At 64.2% G+C, this 15,387-nt stretch carries 12 protein-coding genes; 7 read left to right on the top strand and 5 right to left on the bottom strand.

The window, feature by feature from the left end:
- Positions 1-2: 2 nt before the first annotated feature.
- On the bottom strand, positions 3-1,112 hold the full coding sequence (locus OZ411_RS33200) for a serine hydrolase (protein WP_282531314.1): 1,110 nt from the start codon (positions 1,110-1,112) through the stop codon (positions 3-5).
- A gap of 376 nt (positions 1,113-1,488) precedes the next feature.
- Between OZ411_RS33200 and OZ411_RS33195 the strand changes: the two genes are divergently transcribed.
- A complete protein-coding gene (locus OZ411_RS33195; protein WP_207234421.1) occupies positions 1,489-2,520 on the top strand; it encodes a LysR substrate-binding domain-containing protein in 1,032 nt (343 codons plus the stop codon).
- Positions 2,521-2,641: 121 nt separating this feature from the next.
- On the opposite strand, the gene OZ411_RS33190 is transcribed toward OZ411_RS33195, so the two are convergent.
- Complete coding sequence (locus tag OZ411_RS33190; RefSeq protein WP_282531313.1) at positions 2,642-3,817, bottom strand: serine hydrolase; 1,176 nt, start codon at positions 3,815-3,817, stop codon at positions 2,642-2,644.
- 938 nt (positions 3,818-4,755) lie between these two features.
- Between OZ411_RS33190 and OZ411_RS33185 the strand changes: the two genes are divergently transcribed.
- The 4 genes from OZ411_RS33185 to OZ411_RS33170 all read left to right on the top strand — a co-directional run bounded on the left by OZ411_RS33185 (position 4,756) and on the right by OZ411_RS33170 (position 9,735).
- Positions 4,756-5,502, top strand: coding sequence for a response regulator (locus OZ411_RS33185; protein ID WP_282531312.1), 747 nt, complete (start codon positions 4,756-4,758; stop codon positions 5,500-5,502).
- Between the two features lie 179 nt (positions 5,503-5,681).
- Complete coding sequence (locus OZ411_RS33180) at positions 5,682-6,107, top strand: hypothetical protein (protein ID WP_130577981.1); 426 nt, start codon at positions 5,682-5,684, stop codon at positions 6,105-6,107.
- A gap of 68 nt (positions 6,108-6,175) precedes the next feature.
- A complete protein-coding gene (locus OZ411_RS33175; RefSeq protein ID WP_130577980.1) occupies positions 6,176-7,147 on the top strand; it encodes a cytochrome c peroxidase in 972 nt (323 codons plus the stop codon).
- Entirely contained in the window at positions 7,144-9,735 is a 2,592-nt protein-coding gene (locus tag OZ411_RS33170) for a two-component system VirA-like sensor kinase (RefSeq protein WP_282531311.1), read from the top strand. Before OZ411_RS33175 ends, OZ411_RS33170 begins: the two co-directional genes overlap by 4 nt.
- 104 nt (positions 9,736-9,839) lie before the next feature.
- On the opposite strand, the gene OZ411_RS33165 is transcribed toward OZ411_RS33170, so the two are convergent.
- A complete protein-coding gene (locus OZ411_RS33165) occupies positions 9,840-10,871 on the bottom strand; it encodes an LLM class flavin-dependent oxidoreductase (protein WP_130577978.1) in 1,032 nt (343 codons plus the stop codon).
- A gap of 510 nt (positions 10,872-11,381) precedes the next feature.
- Between OZ411_RS33165 and OZ411_RS33160 the strand changes: the two genes are divergently transcribed.
- The gene (locus OZ411_RS33160; RefSeq protein WP_282531310.1) at positions 11,382-11,585 is read left to right on the top strand and encodes a hypothetical protein; all 204 of its coding nucleotides are present in this window, start codon (positions 11,382-11,384) and stop codon (positions 11,583-11,585) included.
- Positions 11,586-11,637: 52 nt separating this feature from the next.
- On the opposite strand, the gene OZ411_RS33155 is transcribed toward OZ411_RS33160, so the two are convergent.
- Together OZ411_RS33155 and OZ411_RS33150 are read right to left on the bottom strand one after the other, a co-directional pair.
- Complete coding sequence (locus OZ411_RS33155) at positions 11,638-13,242, bottom strand: DHA2 family efflux MFS transporter permease subunit (RefSeq protein ID WP_282531309.1); 1,605 nt, start codon at positions 13,240-13,242, stop codon at positions 11,638-11,640.
- A 4-nt stretch (positions 13,243-13,246) separates the two neighbouring features.
- The gene (locus OZ411_RS33150) at positions 13,247-14,449 is read right to left on the bottom strand and encodes an HlyD family secretion protein (protein WP_282531308.1); all 1,203 of its coding nucleotides are present in this window, start codon (positions 14,447-14,449) and stop codon (positions 13,247-13,249) included.
- Positions 14,450-14,604: 155 nt separating this feature from the next.
- On the opposite strand from OZ411_RS33150, the gene OZ411_RS33145 reads away from it, so the two are divergent.
- Positions 14,605-15,294, top strand: coding sequence for a TetR/AcrR family transcriptional regulator (locus tag OZ411_RS33145; protein WP_282531307.1), 690 nt, complete (start codon positions 14,605-14,607; stop codon positions 15,292-15,294).
- Positions 15,295-15,387: the final 93 nt, after the last annotated feature.

The raw sequence follows: 15,387 nt of genomic DNA, 5'->3' as shown, positions 1-15,387 counted from the left end.
GCCTACCCGCAAAGTGCACGGCGGATCGCATGCGCGGCGGCGATCGCCTCGCGGGCGCGCGGCACGCTGGTGACTTCGGGCCAGGTCGACAGTTTGACGAAGGCGTATTCGGATTCCGGATCGATGTAAATCAACTGTCCGAAGATGCCGCGTGCCAGCATTGCCCGTCCCTTCGGATCCTCGATCCACCACTTGTTGTGATAGGCGCCGACCGGCAGCGTCTCGCGGAAGAAGCCCTGGAACAGTTCGGTATTGCCGTTGTTGCGGGTCTCTTCGATCCAGGAGGACGGGATCACCTGACGATCTCCGTGGCGCCCGCCATTGATGATGAGCTGGGCGAAGCGGCCATAGTCGCGCAAGCTGGCGCAGAAGCCACCGTCGGCGAGCGCGAAGCCGCCGTGATCGACCGTGAAGTAGCCGTCTTCCTGCGCGCCCATCGGGCCCCACAATTCGCGGCTCACCAGTTCCGACAGCGGTGTCGCCGTGACGCGCTCGAGGACGAAGCCGAGCACATCGGTTTCGATCGAGCGATATTGAAACAGGGAGCCGTGCGGACGCTCCTGCTCGGTCAACGTGAGGATCAATTCCCATAGGGTGCGCGGCCAGTCGGGATTGTCGTTCACGCGCCAGCCGCAGGCATAGCCGAGCTTCATCATGTGCGAGCCTGGTGTCGTGTAGGATTCGTCGAACACCACGCCGGTGGTCATGTCGAGCACATGCTGCAGCGTGGCGCCGCTATAGGCCGTGCGCGCGAGTTCCGGAAGATATCGCGTAACCGGCGCGGCCGGATCGAGCACGCCTCTTCTGACGAGGATGCCGGCCACCATCCCGACCATCGATTTAGCCATCGACATCGAGAGGTGCTGGCTGTGCGGCTTCATATCGTTGAAGTAGCGCTCATAGACGATCGCGCCGCGATGCAGCACGAGCATGCCGTCGGTCGCGTTGTCGGCGAGGAAGCCGTCGAAGGTCAGCGCGCGCCCGTCGAAGGTAAACGCGACAGACCCGAGTTCCTGCCTGTTTTCGCTCAAGGGCATCACCGGGCCGGGCCCGCGCCACACCTGCGCGGTCGGGGTCATCTCGCGGATATGCTGGAAGGTCCAGCGATGCATCGGCGGCCGGCTCCAGCCGCTGCGCGGCAGCAGCGGGGCTCCGGGATTGAGCGGGTCGCGGTATCTCGGCCGTTGGAACAGGTCGGGCAGGGGCGTGATCCTCGCAAGGCGGCAACATGCTCCCGGCCGCGCAGGCCGCGGGCGCTGTGCCATCGTAAGACAGCCCGAGCGTACCGCGATCGAGAGGTGCCGGAAGATGCCAATGAGGGGCATGGTGGTGCACAGCGCGCACCGTGATAGGCTGTCATATTGCCGCAGCCGCGCGAACCTGCAGGTCGTACAACTGCGGCATGGGTCTTGCTTCGCGAAACGTTTCTTTTCCTGTGCCGTCAGGGTTCGCCCGGCGGGCGGCCACTTAACCGAATGCAGATAATAGATGACTAATCCGATATTCATGCATGACGACAAGGGATCGGCGCCCGCACCGGCGCTCAATCCGCCCTCCCGCAAATCGATCCCGCCGTTCGAAGCGCTGCGCGCCTTCGATGCGGTGGCGCGATTGCGCGGCGTGCGGCGCGCGGCACAGAGCCTCGGGCGCGATCATGCCGTGATCAGCCGCCACTTGCGCACGCTCGAAGCCTGGACCGGGATCAAGCTGATCGATCGAACGTCATCGAGCATTTCGCTCACCGAGGAGGGCGTCCGCTATCACAAACAGATCGCCGCCGCGATGGATGCCATCGCCAATGCCACCATCGACGTGATGCGCCGTGGCGACAACCGCCGGCTCCTGATCTGGTGCGCGCCGGGTTTTGCACTGCACTGGATGTCGAGCAAGATCGGGCTGTTCGAGAAGGCAAATCGCGACCTCGAGATCGAATTGCGCCCGACCGATCGCCGGCCGGATTTCGCCTCGCACGAGACCGATATCGATATCCGCTTCGAGTCGGTCTATGGCAATCCGCTGCAGCTTGCGCCCGGGTTGCGCTGCACCGAGCTCGCGCGCGTGCCGATCGTCGCGGTCGCAAGCCCGGCCTATCTGGCCTCGATGCCGCCGATCGAGACGCCGCGCGACCTGTTGGGCCAGCGTCTGCTGCACGAAGAGGATTTCGACGGCTGGGCGCATTGGCTCGCCGCTCACGGCATCTATGACGAGCTCGATCTCGGGGGGCCGCGGCTCTGGCAAGGCCATATGACGCTCGACGCCGCGATCCACGGCCGTGGCGTGACGCTCTCCAATCACATGGTCGTTTCCCATGAATTGGCGTCCGGCCGGCTGGTGGAGATCGGCAAGGGCGATACGAGCTTCCAGCCCTATTCCGATGGCATCTATTATTTCATCACCCGCGCCGACCGTTGGGATTCGCCGCTGATCCGCCGCTATCGCAACTGGCTGATCAACGCCATTGCGGCCGACTGGCCGGAGCTCGGTGTCGCGGCACAGAAGCAGCGAAGCAGGGCGGGCTAGGCGGGCGCTGCGACGCGCGGCGTTCATAGCGTTTTCGGGCGAAGTGGACAGCGGTTGGCGCGAAGAAAACGCATCGAAAAAAGCTGGAGCCCGGTTCTGATCCAATCAACCCATCAGGCTGCTAGCGCAGGGCCTGGACCATCGCATTCCAGAAATCATTGTCGAGCACGGTGGCGGAACCGGTCGGTTTGGGCCGCGCGCTCAGCACCACGCAGATGATGCGGTGCTTCGGATTGATGTAAATGAACTGGCCGAAGATGCCGCGCGCACTGAACGCGCCGTCCGCAAGCGAGCCATCGATCGCCGGCGTCGGCCACCACATGTATCCGTAGTCGACGCGCTGGCCGCCGATCTGCCGTGATGCACCGGCTTCGCGCACCCAGCCTTCCGGCAGCACGCGCACGCCGTCGATGACGCCGTCATCGAGGATGAAGCGGCCGAAGCGCGCATAGTCGCGCATGGTCGCGAACAGGCCGCTGCCGGCGATTTCGAGGCCATCCCTCGATTCCAGCCACCATGCGCCGTCGGCTTCCATGCCGAGTTTCGACCAGATCTTTTCGGAGAGATAGTCGCTGAGCCACCTGCCGGTGGCGGCACGCACCAACGCGCCGACCACATGGGTGTCCCCGGTGCTGTAGGTCCAGACCGTGCCGGGCGCGGCGACGCGCGGGCGCTCCGCCATATAGCGCATGATCGCGCCGGGTTGCTGGGCGATCTGCAGCTCGAGCATGTGACGCCGCTCGGAGGCTGGATTGGTCTGGGTGTCGTCCCAGCGCAGGCCCGAAGTCATCTGCATCAGCATCCTGATCGTCACGCCCTCATAGGCGCTGCCGGCGAGTTCCGACAGATATTTGGTGACGGGATCTTCGACGCCGGCGATGTAGCCGTCCTGGATCGCGGCGCCGACCAGCGTGGTGCTGACGGATTTCGCGACCGACATCGACAGCCATTTGGTGCCTGCACCGATGCCGAGATCGTAATGCTCGAGCAGCACCTCATCGTTCTGCATCACCAGCAGGCCGGCGATGCGGTTGCGCGCGACATAGTCGTAGATGTCGTAGGTCACGCCGCCCGAGATGATGGGGAATTCCGGCAGCGTCGTACGGGCATGGATCAACGACCGCACCGGTGCGCCGGCGCGAATGATCCGGGTGTCGAAGGTGGTGCCGAAGTTCTGGAAGGTCTGCAGGTGATCGCGGGGCATCAGCCTGCCGCTGTATGTACCGATCAGGGCGTCGACGTCGCTGCCGGTTTTGGTATTGATCGCACCGTTTGCGCTGCCGACACGTCTCAGCATCCCCGTCAAACCCAATGTCCCCTAAGCCTGTCACATGCGGTCGAAGCGCCGAGGTCGCACTATGGCAGTGGAGGCCGGCTGCTGAGAGGTGCAAAGGCGGAAGCGCACGGTGCACCGCGATCACCACGTTCCTAGAGAAGCCTCGGCGAGCGCCGATGCCCGCGAGGTCGCCTGCTCGATGGTCGCTGCAATCACGTGCGCCACCACCGATCAATCGAGGATCCGAAGGTGCTCACGACATTTTCACGGCGCGGCCGAGCCTCCCGAAGCCTCGAAAACAAGGCACCGGGGCTTACTCTTGGAGAGAGCCGAAACGTTCATGTAGGGAGAGGAGGAAGCGGATTCAAACGGCAAGCCAGGGTGGCGCTCACGAATGCTCGATTGCCGGCGAGGTTTTCATGAAGACCTGACGGGTGCCCGGGCCGCAACAGTCAATTATACGGTCATTGGAAAATTCGAGCGGTGATTTCGTGCGGAAGCATTTTGGCTAAAACGCTCGTCGACGAACGACGCAATCGCCCGCGGACCGTTCGAGTTGTGGGACAGCGGAAAGCTGGGCTTCAGAGAAACATGCTTCGCTCAATCGGAGCGAACCACACCATGGGGCTTGGCCGATTTGAACGATTCTAAGACTGTAAGATAGAACGGCCCGAAGAGCGTCGATGCGCTGAGTGTCGCCGAATCATGCTCCGGTTCAATGCGGCCACAACATCGTGAAGGACCGCGTCGGCACCGACGCGTTCAACGATATTTGATGCCGGATGCGCTCGCTGAAATGTGTGCTGTAGCGTGCAATACTGTGCTCTATACCCCGCGGCCAGGGGGCGTCGGGAGTGACGCAAATGAATTTGAATGCCGCAATTGCCGCGGCTAACCGTAATGGTCGGCCCGAACGTAGTGAAGCAAACGGAGCCGGCGGAAACGGATCCGATCCGAACGTGCGGTCCGATCAGAACCCGAGTGCGGAGCGCGGCCAGCCGACCTGCCTCGTGGTTGAGGACGATCGCACCATGCGACACCTCGTGATGAACTATCTCGAGGAGCACGACATTCGTGCGCTGTCCGCGTCGGGGCGGGACGAGGTCACTGGCCTCTTGGTTACGCGCGAACCTAATCTCGTCATCCTCGACCTGCGGCTTGGCCAGGAAGACGGTCTCGATCTGTTGCGCGAAATCCGTTCACACTCCGACGTGCCCGTGATCATCACTACCGGCCATCGCCGCGACGAGATCGATCGCGTGGTCGGCCTGGAGCTCGGCGCCGACGATTACATCACGAAGCCATTTGGCCTGAGGGAGCTCTTGGCGCGGATCCGCGCGGTGCTGCGCCGGCGCGAAACCGGACAGACCGCGCCGCGCGATCCGGAGAAAGGCCGTTATCGATTCGGCGGCTGGCAACTCGATCGGCGCAGCCGGCGTCTTTCCGATCCGAGCGGCACGCAGGTCGCGCTGACGAAGGGCGAATACGCGCTGCTGGTTGCCTTCCTAGACGCGCCGCAACGGCCGCTCTCGCGCGAGCAGCTTTTGCAGGCCACCCGCGTGCATGAGGATGTCTTCGACCGCAGCATCGACGTGCAGGTGTTGCGTCTGCGCCGAAAGCTGGAAGGCGATCCGAGCACACCGAAGGTCATCCTGACCGAGCGCGGCGTCGGCTATGTGTTCGCGCTGTCGGTCGAGCGGCTCTGACGATGGCCAATTGCGCCGTGCGGCGGATGGTCGCAAGTCCTGCTTCGACGCGTCTCACAGTCAGGGCCGCAGGCGCAGCGGGTTCCATTACAATGGTAGCCCTTAATTCCGGGGCTGGAATGCTGTCGCAACATGCAAGCGGCAATCTCTCGAGGGTGAAAAATCCTCGGGAGATGTCAATGAAATTGGACAGGAAGAGACTGCCCGCCAGCCGATGGCGGGCCGACCGGCGCACGAGCGCCGTCCGCCGGTATCCGATGCGCGCGGTGACGACGCACGCAGGTCCCGCCAGCGAGAGGCCGTCCGCGACTGATGCCTTGTGGTGGCCCTCAAGGCTGATGCTGAAAGTCGTCGGGACGTTCGCCGTCTGCAGCGACGTTGCATTCCACAGCGTCATTCTCTCGGTGATGTCCTGGACGGTTGCCCAGGTGTTGGAGGGCTGCGCCGCCTATGCGCAAGGTATGTATCCTTACGTGCTGGAGCCCGACGAGCTGCGCGGCCACCATCCGCCTGCCGTCATCGAGTTGCGAAGCCTCGAGAGCCGCGGCGACGCCGAGAATAGCAACATCGCATATCTGGAAAGCCGCGGGAATCGTCGGCAATGATGCGGTTGTGGTCGCTGGCCGGATATCGGCGAAGCCGAGCGAATCTTGCGGCTGCGCAGGCGTCCGCCATGCCGGAAATGCTGCGCGCGCGCCGCTGGCCGCCATGGGCTTGCGCAGCGCTCCTGCTGATCGCCACCGGTGCAGCTACGCAAACCATTCCGACCGCTCCCGCCTCGCGCCCAATTCCCATCGCCGATCAGGAACCGATCACGCCCATTCCAGAGCCTACCGCGACCGATCCGCTCAAGCTTGCCCTCGGAGAGCGGTTGTTTGCGGACACCCGTCTGTCGAAAGACGGGAAGCTGGCGTGCTCCTCTTGCCATGACATCAATACCAATGGCGCCAGCCGCGATTCCGCGAGGGTGAGACATGACGGTTCAAATGCTCCATTTGATACATTGACGATCTTCAACGCGGCGCTCAGCTTCCGCCTGAACTGGGAAGGCAATTACCGCACGCTCGAGTCGCAGGCCGAATCGTCCCTGGAGAATCCGGCCAATATGGCCACCAGCCTGGAGGACGTCGTCGCCAGGCTGAATGCCGATCCCAACATCGTACGGCAATTTCGCGCCGCCTATGGCCGCGCGCCGGACCGCGCGTGCGTCCTCGACGCATTGGCGACCTTTGAGAAATCGCTGATTACGCCGGGAAGCCGTTTTGATCGCTGGCTTGCCGGAGATACGTCCGCATTGTCGGCCGCGGAGCTCGGCGGTTACGAGATATTCAAGTCGTTTGGCTGCATCTCCTGCCACCAGGGAGTCAATGTCGGCGGCAATCTGTTCCAGCGCCAGGGCATATTCCGTCCGCTGGTCCACGCGAAGCCCGATGTCGTCCGCGTGCCGAGCCTGCGCAATGTGGCGACGACGGCGCCCTATTTTCATGACGGCAGCGCGGCCACGCTCGAGGAGGCGGTGCGCAAGATGGCGGCAGCGCAGCTCGACCGCAGCTTGACGGATGACCAGGTAACCGCGCTCGTCGCGTTCCTGCAGACGCTGACCGGAAACTATCGTGGCATACCCGTCAAGGGAACGCCGCCGTGACGCCGCTTCGCGCCCTGGCGATCGTATTCGCGCTCGTCCTGCTGCTGACCTGGCTGTCGCTGCGCGCGATCAATCCGGAGGCCGAGCAGTTCGATCGCGCGCTCGCCGAGCTTGATCGTTTTGCGGCGCTGGACAGCTCGCTCTATCGCGACGTCTTCACCGCACGTGCCGGCACCTTGCGCAATTACGATCCGCTGGTCCGTGAGATCAATGCGCTGCACAAATCGCTCGACCGTTTGCGACAGTCAGCGGCGATCGATGCCGATACGAGCGAGGCGGTGGGCCTCCTCGAGGCGTCGCTTGCGCGGCAGGAGGAACTCGTCGAACGATTCAAGAGCGACAATGCGCTCCTGCACAATTCGCTGACGTTCTTCGAACGCTTCAGCCTTCACGCGACGGCGGCCGATCTCGGGCCTTCGATCAGCGCCGCCGCGGCGGCGATGCTGCAGCTCACCCTCGACACGTCGGACAGCGCGGTGCGCGAGGTCAAGGATCGACTGGACAGCCTCGCTGATCAGGCACGCCCGTTCGACGGCGATGTCATCGGCCCATTGCTGGCGCATGGACGGCTGCTCCAGGGCCTGCTGCCCGCGGTCGATGGCGTGCTGAAGGAGATGCGGGCGATCCAGCCGAGGTTCGAGCAGGATCAGCTCCGCAACCTGCTCCTTGTGCGGCAAAACGAGTCGAGAACCACGGCGCGGGAGTTTCGCTGGCTGCTCTACGTGACATCGCTGGTCCTTGTCGCGTTCCTGGTGCACCTCGGCCTTCGCGTGCGTTCGCATGCCAGGGCGCTTGAACGCCGCGCCACGTTTGAGCACGTGATCGCGGGCATTTCGATGCGCTTCATCGACGTGCTGCCGGAGAACCTGGATGGCGAGATCGAACGGGCACTCGCCGACTTGATGTTGTGCACCGGCTGCGACCGTACCTATGTGGTGTGGTCCGGGGCGACCCCCCGGCTGTACGGCTGGTCGAGGGCGGGCAGGGACTTTCCACCCGGCTGGCCGGAAGGCGCGCCGGCACTTGCGGCTCGGTTCGCGCCCACCGTGGATGGCGTGGTCCACATCCCAAACGTCAATGCGTTGCCGGTCGGCGCAGACAGAAGGGCGTTGATGGATGTTGGCCTCGGTGCATGGGCCTGCGTGACGGGCGTCGACCAGGAGGGCACCAGCGTTGCGCTGGGGTTCGATACGATCGGTCGCCCCTGCCGGGTCACGGATACCGTCGAACTCAGTCTTTTGCGCATGGCGCTCGATATCATCATGTACGCCGTTGGGCGGCACGCGATGGAACGGGAACGATGGCGCCTCGAGGAGCGCCTACAGCAGGCCCGCCGCATGGAGCGGATCGGTACGTTCACCAGCGGCATCGCCCATAACTTCAACAACATCCTGGGCGGGATCCTCGGCCATTCCGAAGTGATCGAGGAACAGCTCGGCCAGAACAACCGCTTCGCGCAGAATCTCCGTGCGATCCGCCGCGGGGCAGAGCGGGCGCGCGACCTGGTCGAGCAGATCCTGCTGTTCGGACGGCACCGCGACGCGCGGCGCAGGCCGCTCAGCGCGCATAGCCTTGTGACGGAAGCGGTTTCGCTGCTGAATGTCTCGCTGCCCGGCAACGTCGATCTCGCGATCCGCGAGCCGCTGGCGACCGCCATTGTGTCCGGCGAGCCTGCGCAGTTGCAGCAGGTGATCCTCAATCTCTGCAACAACGCCGCGCAGGCGATCGGCGATCACGGCCGTGTCGAAATAGCGATGGATATCCGCGAAATCACCGAGCTTCGTTCGCTCAGTCACGACACGCTTCAGCCGGGCCGCTATGTCTGTATCGTGGTCACGGATACCGGCCGCGGCATGGACGATGCGACACTGGCGCGGATCTTCGAGCCGTTCTTCACCACCCGTTCCTCGGGAAACGGATTAGGGCTGGCGACGGTGCGCGAGATCGTACATGAGCATGGCGGGGCCATGAACGTGCAGAGCGTTCCCGGCAAGGGCAGCCGCTTCGAGGTCTGGCTGCCTTGCGTGGCGATGGCCGCGCCGATCTCGGACATCAAGCCGGCGATGCTACCGGTGGGAAAAGGCGAGACCGTGATGATGGTCACCAGCGATCAGGCGCGATTGCTGCGGGACGAGGAAACGCTGGCGGCGATCGGCTACGAGCCGGTTGGATTCGGCACGGCTGCCGCGGCGTGCGCCGCATGCAGCGCCAAGCCCGACCGGTTCGATGCGGCGATCGTCGGCTATTTCGGATCGGCGGCGGCGTCGCTGGAAGCGGCGGCGGCGCTGCATGCGGCGGCGCCACATCTTCCGATCGTGCTGGCGGCGAGATCGACCGAGGAGATCGGCGCCGACACTTTGGTGGCCGCCGGCATCAGCGACGTCGTGCATTGGCCGCTTGTCACTTCGGAAGTCGCGGCTGCGCTCAGCAATTGCGCGGCACGCAGGGAGCCGGAAGCAAAACCGCAGGTCCGCTCATTGCGTGCGTCGCGTCCCGAACCCACGGACGCGGGCACGGGCTCGCCATCGCTGTCGTCGCGGCTACGGCGTCCGATCGGCCCGCGGCGGCAGCCTTATGCCAAGTCTTAATCCCTAGAGCATGATCCGGAAAAGTGGATACCGGTTTTCCGAGAAGATCATGCTCAAACAAAAAGATAGAGCGGGATGATGATTCGAAGAATAATCATCCCGCTTTAAGCCACCATATCGCGGACCAGCGGCACCACCTTGCGACCGTAGAGCTCGATGCTGCGCATCAGCCTTTCGTGCGGCAACGGGCCGGCCGAGTATTTGAGCTGGAAGCGCGCGATGCCGAGCGCCTTGACGGTGGCGGCGATCTTGCGTGCGACCGTCTCCGGCGAACCGACATAAAGCGATCCGTGGTCGGCCTCGCGCACGAACTCGTCGCGGCCCATCGGCGGCCAGCCGCGTTCCCTGCCGATGCGGTCGCGCATGGCCTTGTAGTCGGCGAACAGCTCCTCGCGCGCCTGCTCATCGCTGTCGGCGACATAGCCCGGCGAATGCACCCCGATCGGCTTGACCGGGCGGCCGAGCTGCTTGAAGGCGCGGTGGTAGAGTTCGACATAGGGCGCGAACCGCTTGGGATCGCCGCCGATGATCGCGAGCATCAGCGGCAGGTCGTAACGCGCGGCGCGCACAACGGACTCCGGGCTGCCGCCGACGCCGATCCAGGTTTTCAGCCGGCCATGCTCGATCGGTGGAAACACGAGCTGGTTGTTCAGCGGGGCGCGCAGCTTGCCCTGCCAGGTCACCGGCTCCTGCTTCAACAATTCGACGAACAGGTCGAGCTTCTCCTCGAACAGTGCCTCGTACTGGTTGAGATCGAAGCCGAACAGGGGAAAGGACTCGGTGAACGAGCCGCGGCCAAGGATCACCTCGGCGCGGCCGTTCGAGGCCGCATCGACGGTCGCGAAGCGCTGGAAGACGCGGATCGGATCATCCGAGCTCAGCACCGTCACGGCGGAGCCGAGCCGGATTCGCCTGGTGCGCGCCGCGATCGCCGCCAGCACCACTTCGGGCGCGGAGATCGCGAAATCAGCGCGATGGTGCTCGCCAAGGCCGATGAAATCGATCCCGAGCTCGTCGGCCAGGACCGCCTCGTCAATGACATTGCGGATCACCTGCGCATGCGACAGCGGTGCGCCGGCGGCATCACGGGTGACGTCGCCAAAGGTATCGAGCCCAAATTCCAGCGATGTGGTCATTGTCATATTCCGGTTTGGCACGGCCTGGCGCAGCGCGCCGCGAGCTTCCAATCTTTAGAAAAGGGGAGGGCCGGCCCGGACGGGCAGGCAGTTGGCTTCACTGCGACATAGTGACTGGCCAGTGGCTGGCAAGGCCATGCGCCGAAACGCTTGGTTTCCGCTCTTGCTCTCCTGGCGGGGACCGATGACGTTGCGATCCGGTCTGCCGACGAGACCGTTCTGCTCGTTTCCGGTCCTGCGCATGGAAGAGCAGCGGCGTCACGGCCGCAAATTTGGACAGCCATTTCATTGACCAACACGGGCTTTCGCCGGATATTCGATGTAGCAGGTTGTGCTGCTCGGGGTTGCCGCATGAGAGCAAGAGACAGGAAAGTGGTGGGCGATATGCGCAAGCGCATGACCCGTCGCTGCGTCTCGGCGGCGACCGGAGCCTGTTGCTGATTCCCGCCTAATTACCGACCTCAACCATGCATCAGACGGGAGCGCCGCAGCAGCGGCGAATGAGCACGCATGTCCAAAGCCTATGTCATCGAAGTTTCCAACCGGACCGCCGGCATCGTCGTGAGTGACGAGCGTGGCTTCAGGTTCTTCTCCTCCGAGCGCGCCTTCGACAGTCTCGAGGGCGGCCATTTCGGCTCGGCCCGCGCCGCGGAGCGCGCCGCACGGGCGCTGATCGAGCGGCGGCGCCGCCCCGACAATCGAACGGCATACTGACCGCACGGGAGTTCACCTCTCCCGCAAGCGGGAGAGGCGGCACAGCAATCTTTCAATGCGCGCCACCTGTTGCGGCGCCGCCCTTCGGCTTGCCGGTCAGGAGGATCGCGATGCCCGCGAGCACGAGCACGAAGCCCAGCACGGCGAATGTATCGCTATATCCCATCACCAGCGCCTGGCGTTTGACGGCGTTGCCGAGCGCGATGATCGCCTGGTGTCGCGCGGCTGCCGGATCGCTCATGCCGTGGGCCATGAAGTAGTTCGTCATCTCGGCGATGCGCTGGCGCACCTCCTCGCGTGCGAGGTCGACCGACTGGCCGATGATGTTGGAGTGGAACTGCTCGCGCTTGGTGGCGATGGTCGCAAGCAGCGCAGTGCCGATCGCGCCGCCGAGATTGCGCATCATGTTGGAAATGCCGGAGGCCGCCGCCGCGTCCTGCGGCGCGACGCTGCCGAGGCTCACGGCGCTGAGCGGCGCCAGCATCAGGGCCTGGCCGATGGCGCGGATGATATTGGGAACGAAGAGCTGGTCGCCGGCATAGTTGAGCGACATCTGCGTGTTCATGAAGCAGCTTGCCGCGAACAGCGCCATCCCGACGGCGGCAATGTAGCGGGCATCGAAGCGCTGCATCAGTTTCGGCACCAGCGGGATCAGGATGAGCTGGGGCAGTCCGGTCCACGCCAGCACCTGGCCGATCTGCTCGGCGTTGTAGAGCTGCACCTGGCCGAGATAGGCCGGCAGCAGATAGACCGAGCCGAACAGCGCAAAGCCGACGAACACCGCTGAGATCGTGCCGAAGCCGAAGCTGCGCTGCGCGAGCAGCCGCAGCCGGATCAGCGGCTTCTCCACCACGAGTTCGATGATCACGAACAGCGTCAGGCTCACCGCGGCGACAATCGCAAGCTTCACGATGAAGGGCGAGCCGAACCAGTCGTCCTTGTTGCCTTCCTCCAGCACCGTCTGCAGCGCGGAGAGGCCGATCGCCATGGTCGCGATCCCGAACCAGTCGCCCTCGTGCAGCAGGCCGAACTGCATCGGCTGCCGCTCCAGCGTGAAATAGAGCATGGTCACCATGACCGCGGTCGGCACCACGTTGACGAAAAAGATGGTCTGCCAACCATAGTTCTCGGTGAGATAGCCGCCGATGGTCGGTCCGATCGCCGGCGCAAAGGTCACGGCGATCGAAAACATCGCAAGGCCAATCGGCTGCTGCGCCTTGGGCAGCTTGGTAAACACCAGCGTGAACGCCATCGGGATCAGGACGCCGCCGAAAAAGCCCTGCAACGCCCGCATCGCGATCATCGACGGCAGGTCATGAGTGAAGGCACAAGCCACCGAGAACGCCGCGAACAGCGTAGCGTGAACGATCATGATGTTGCGGAACGAGAACACGCGGCTGAGATAGTCGGTCAGCGGGATCACCACGATCTCGCCGATCAGGTACGACGTCGAGATCCAGGAGCCGTTGTCGACGCCGGTGCCGATGCCGCCCTCGATGTTGAGCAGCGAGGCGTTGGTGATCTGGATGTTGAGGATCGCCATGAAGGCGCCGATCATGGCGGCGAGCACGGAGATCCATACCGTGGCGCTGGCCCGGTCCGGATTGATGGCCGCACGCGGCAGGGGTGCTGTGGCCGATAGTGTGAGGTCCGACATGGCATCACCTCTGGGCAATCGAACTAGCGGGCTTCGGCGTTGCGACCGGCTGCTGGATGGCGTCGCCATGCGACTGCGTGTCGATCGTCGGGATCACCGACATGCCCGGACGCAATTCGACGGGCGTGGAGTCGAGCACGATCTTCACGGGGATGCGCTGCACCACCTTGGTGAAATTGCCGGTGGCGTTGTCAGGCGGCAGCAGCGCGAACTCCTGGCCGCTGGCGGGCGCGAGTGAATCGACGTGGCCGTGCACGAGCTGGCCCGGGAACATGTCGACGGAGATGTCCGCCTTCTGTCCCTTGCGGACGTCGGTGAGCTGGGTCTCCTTGAAGTTCGCCACCACATAGGCGCCGGTCGCCGGCACCAGCGACATCAGTTGCGTGCCGGCCTGCACGAACTGGCCGACGCGCAGCGTGCGGTTGCCGACCACGCCGTCGATCGGCGCTGTGATCGTGGTGTAGCCAAGGTTCAGCTCGGCCTGCTGTTCGATCGCCTCGGCGCGCGCGGTCGCCGCCACCGCTTGCGTGATCTCCGCCTTCAGCAGTTCGACTTGCTTTCGCGCGGAAGCGAGGTTGGCGATGTCGCGCTGAACCGCGGCTTGCGCGCTGGCGTGGCGCGATTGCGCCTGTTGCGCGTTCTGCACGCTGCCATAGCCTGTGGTGGCGAGGTCGGTGTAGCGCTTGTTCTCCTGCGCGGCGAAGGTCTGCGTCGCGGTGTCGACGTCGAGCGTCGCCTTCGCGGCCTCGATCACCGCCTGCTGGACATCGAGTTGCGCATGCTTGCTGGCGACGGCGGCCCGCGCGGCCTCGACATCGGCCTTGGCCTGATTCAGCGCCACCTTGAAATCGCGCTCGTCGATCCGCGCCAGCACCTGGCCGGCCTTCACACGCTCATTGTCGCCGACCAGCACCGCGCTGAGATAGCCCGAGACCTTCGGCGCGATCGTGGTGTTGTCGGCTTTGACATAAGCGTCGTCGGTGGAGACGAGGAAGCGACCGACGGTCCAGTAGTCCCAGCCATACCAGGCCGCGCCGGACAGCGCGGCGATGGCAAGGCCGGTAAGAGCGATCCGCCGTAGCTTGCCCTTGATCGATGCCGAGGCAACGGGGGCGGGGACGACCGCCTCCGGCGCCGGCGCGAACCGCTGCACTTCGGCGGCGGATAGCGGGCGCTCGATCTCCAAGGACGCGGAATGCTGGTTCATGACGGCCCTCCTGACTTTCTATCCCCTTGCCAGAACTGGATAATTTCCATCGGATGGCGCGGGCTAATTAGGAAACTTGATGTTTTCCAAAATAGGCGCCATATTGTGTCTGTCAATGGAATGACAGGCGTCATATTAAAGCATGGCTCAGTGGCATGACGGTCACGACAAAGCAGGGCAGAGCGGACAAAGGCGGTGCGGCACCCGAGCGCCGCAGCCGGGGCAGGCCGCCGCTGCGCTCCGATGATGAGACGCGGACGGTGATCTACGAGGCCGCGCGGCGCGAATTTGCCGCCAGCGGCTTCGCGGCGACCAGCATGGATGACGTGGCGCGCCGCGCCGGCGTCTCGACGAAGACGCTCTACCGGCTGGTTTCCGGCAAAGAGGCCCTGTTCGAGGGGATGGTCGCGGACCGGATGGACCGGTTCATTTCGGGCGTACGGCTCCGCGCCTGCGACGGCAGCAACATCAGAGGTGCGCTACGCGAGGCTTGTCTTGCCTGCGCCGAACTTATCCTGGATGGCGAGGTGATTGCGCTGCAGCGCCTGGTCCTCGCCGACAGCGATAAATTCCCCGATATCGCGGAGACCTTCTACAAGAGTGCGATGCGGCGAACGGTGACCACGCTGGCAAATTGGTTGCGGACGCAACACGAGCGCGGCCTGATCGCGCTTCGGGAGATTGATCCGGAAACGGCGGCCGGCATGCTGCTTGGCATGATCGTCTTCGCGCCGCAGCGTGCCGTATTGTTCGGTCGTCAGGCGCCGCCCGATCGTGTCGAACTCGAGCGCCGCGCTGAGGCCTGCGCGACCCTGTTCCTCGAAGGGTGTGCGGTCCGGCGCTGACCAGAGCATGATCCGGAAAAGTGGGTACCGGTTTTCCGAAAAAGATCATGCTCGAACAAAAAGATGGAGCGGGATGACGTTTCGAAGAATAAT

It is taken from the genome of Bradyrhizobium sp. Arg237L (genome assembly GCF_029990105.1).
Lineage (GTDB): Bacteria > Pseudomonadota > Alphaproteobacteria > Rhizobiales > Xanthobacteraceae > Bradyrhizobium.
The sequence above is the reverse complement of the archived record's forward strand: the minus strand, read 5'-3'. Positions and strand labels throughout refer to the sequence as shown.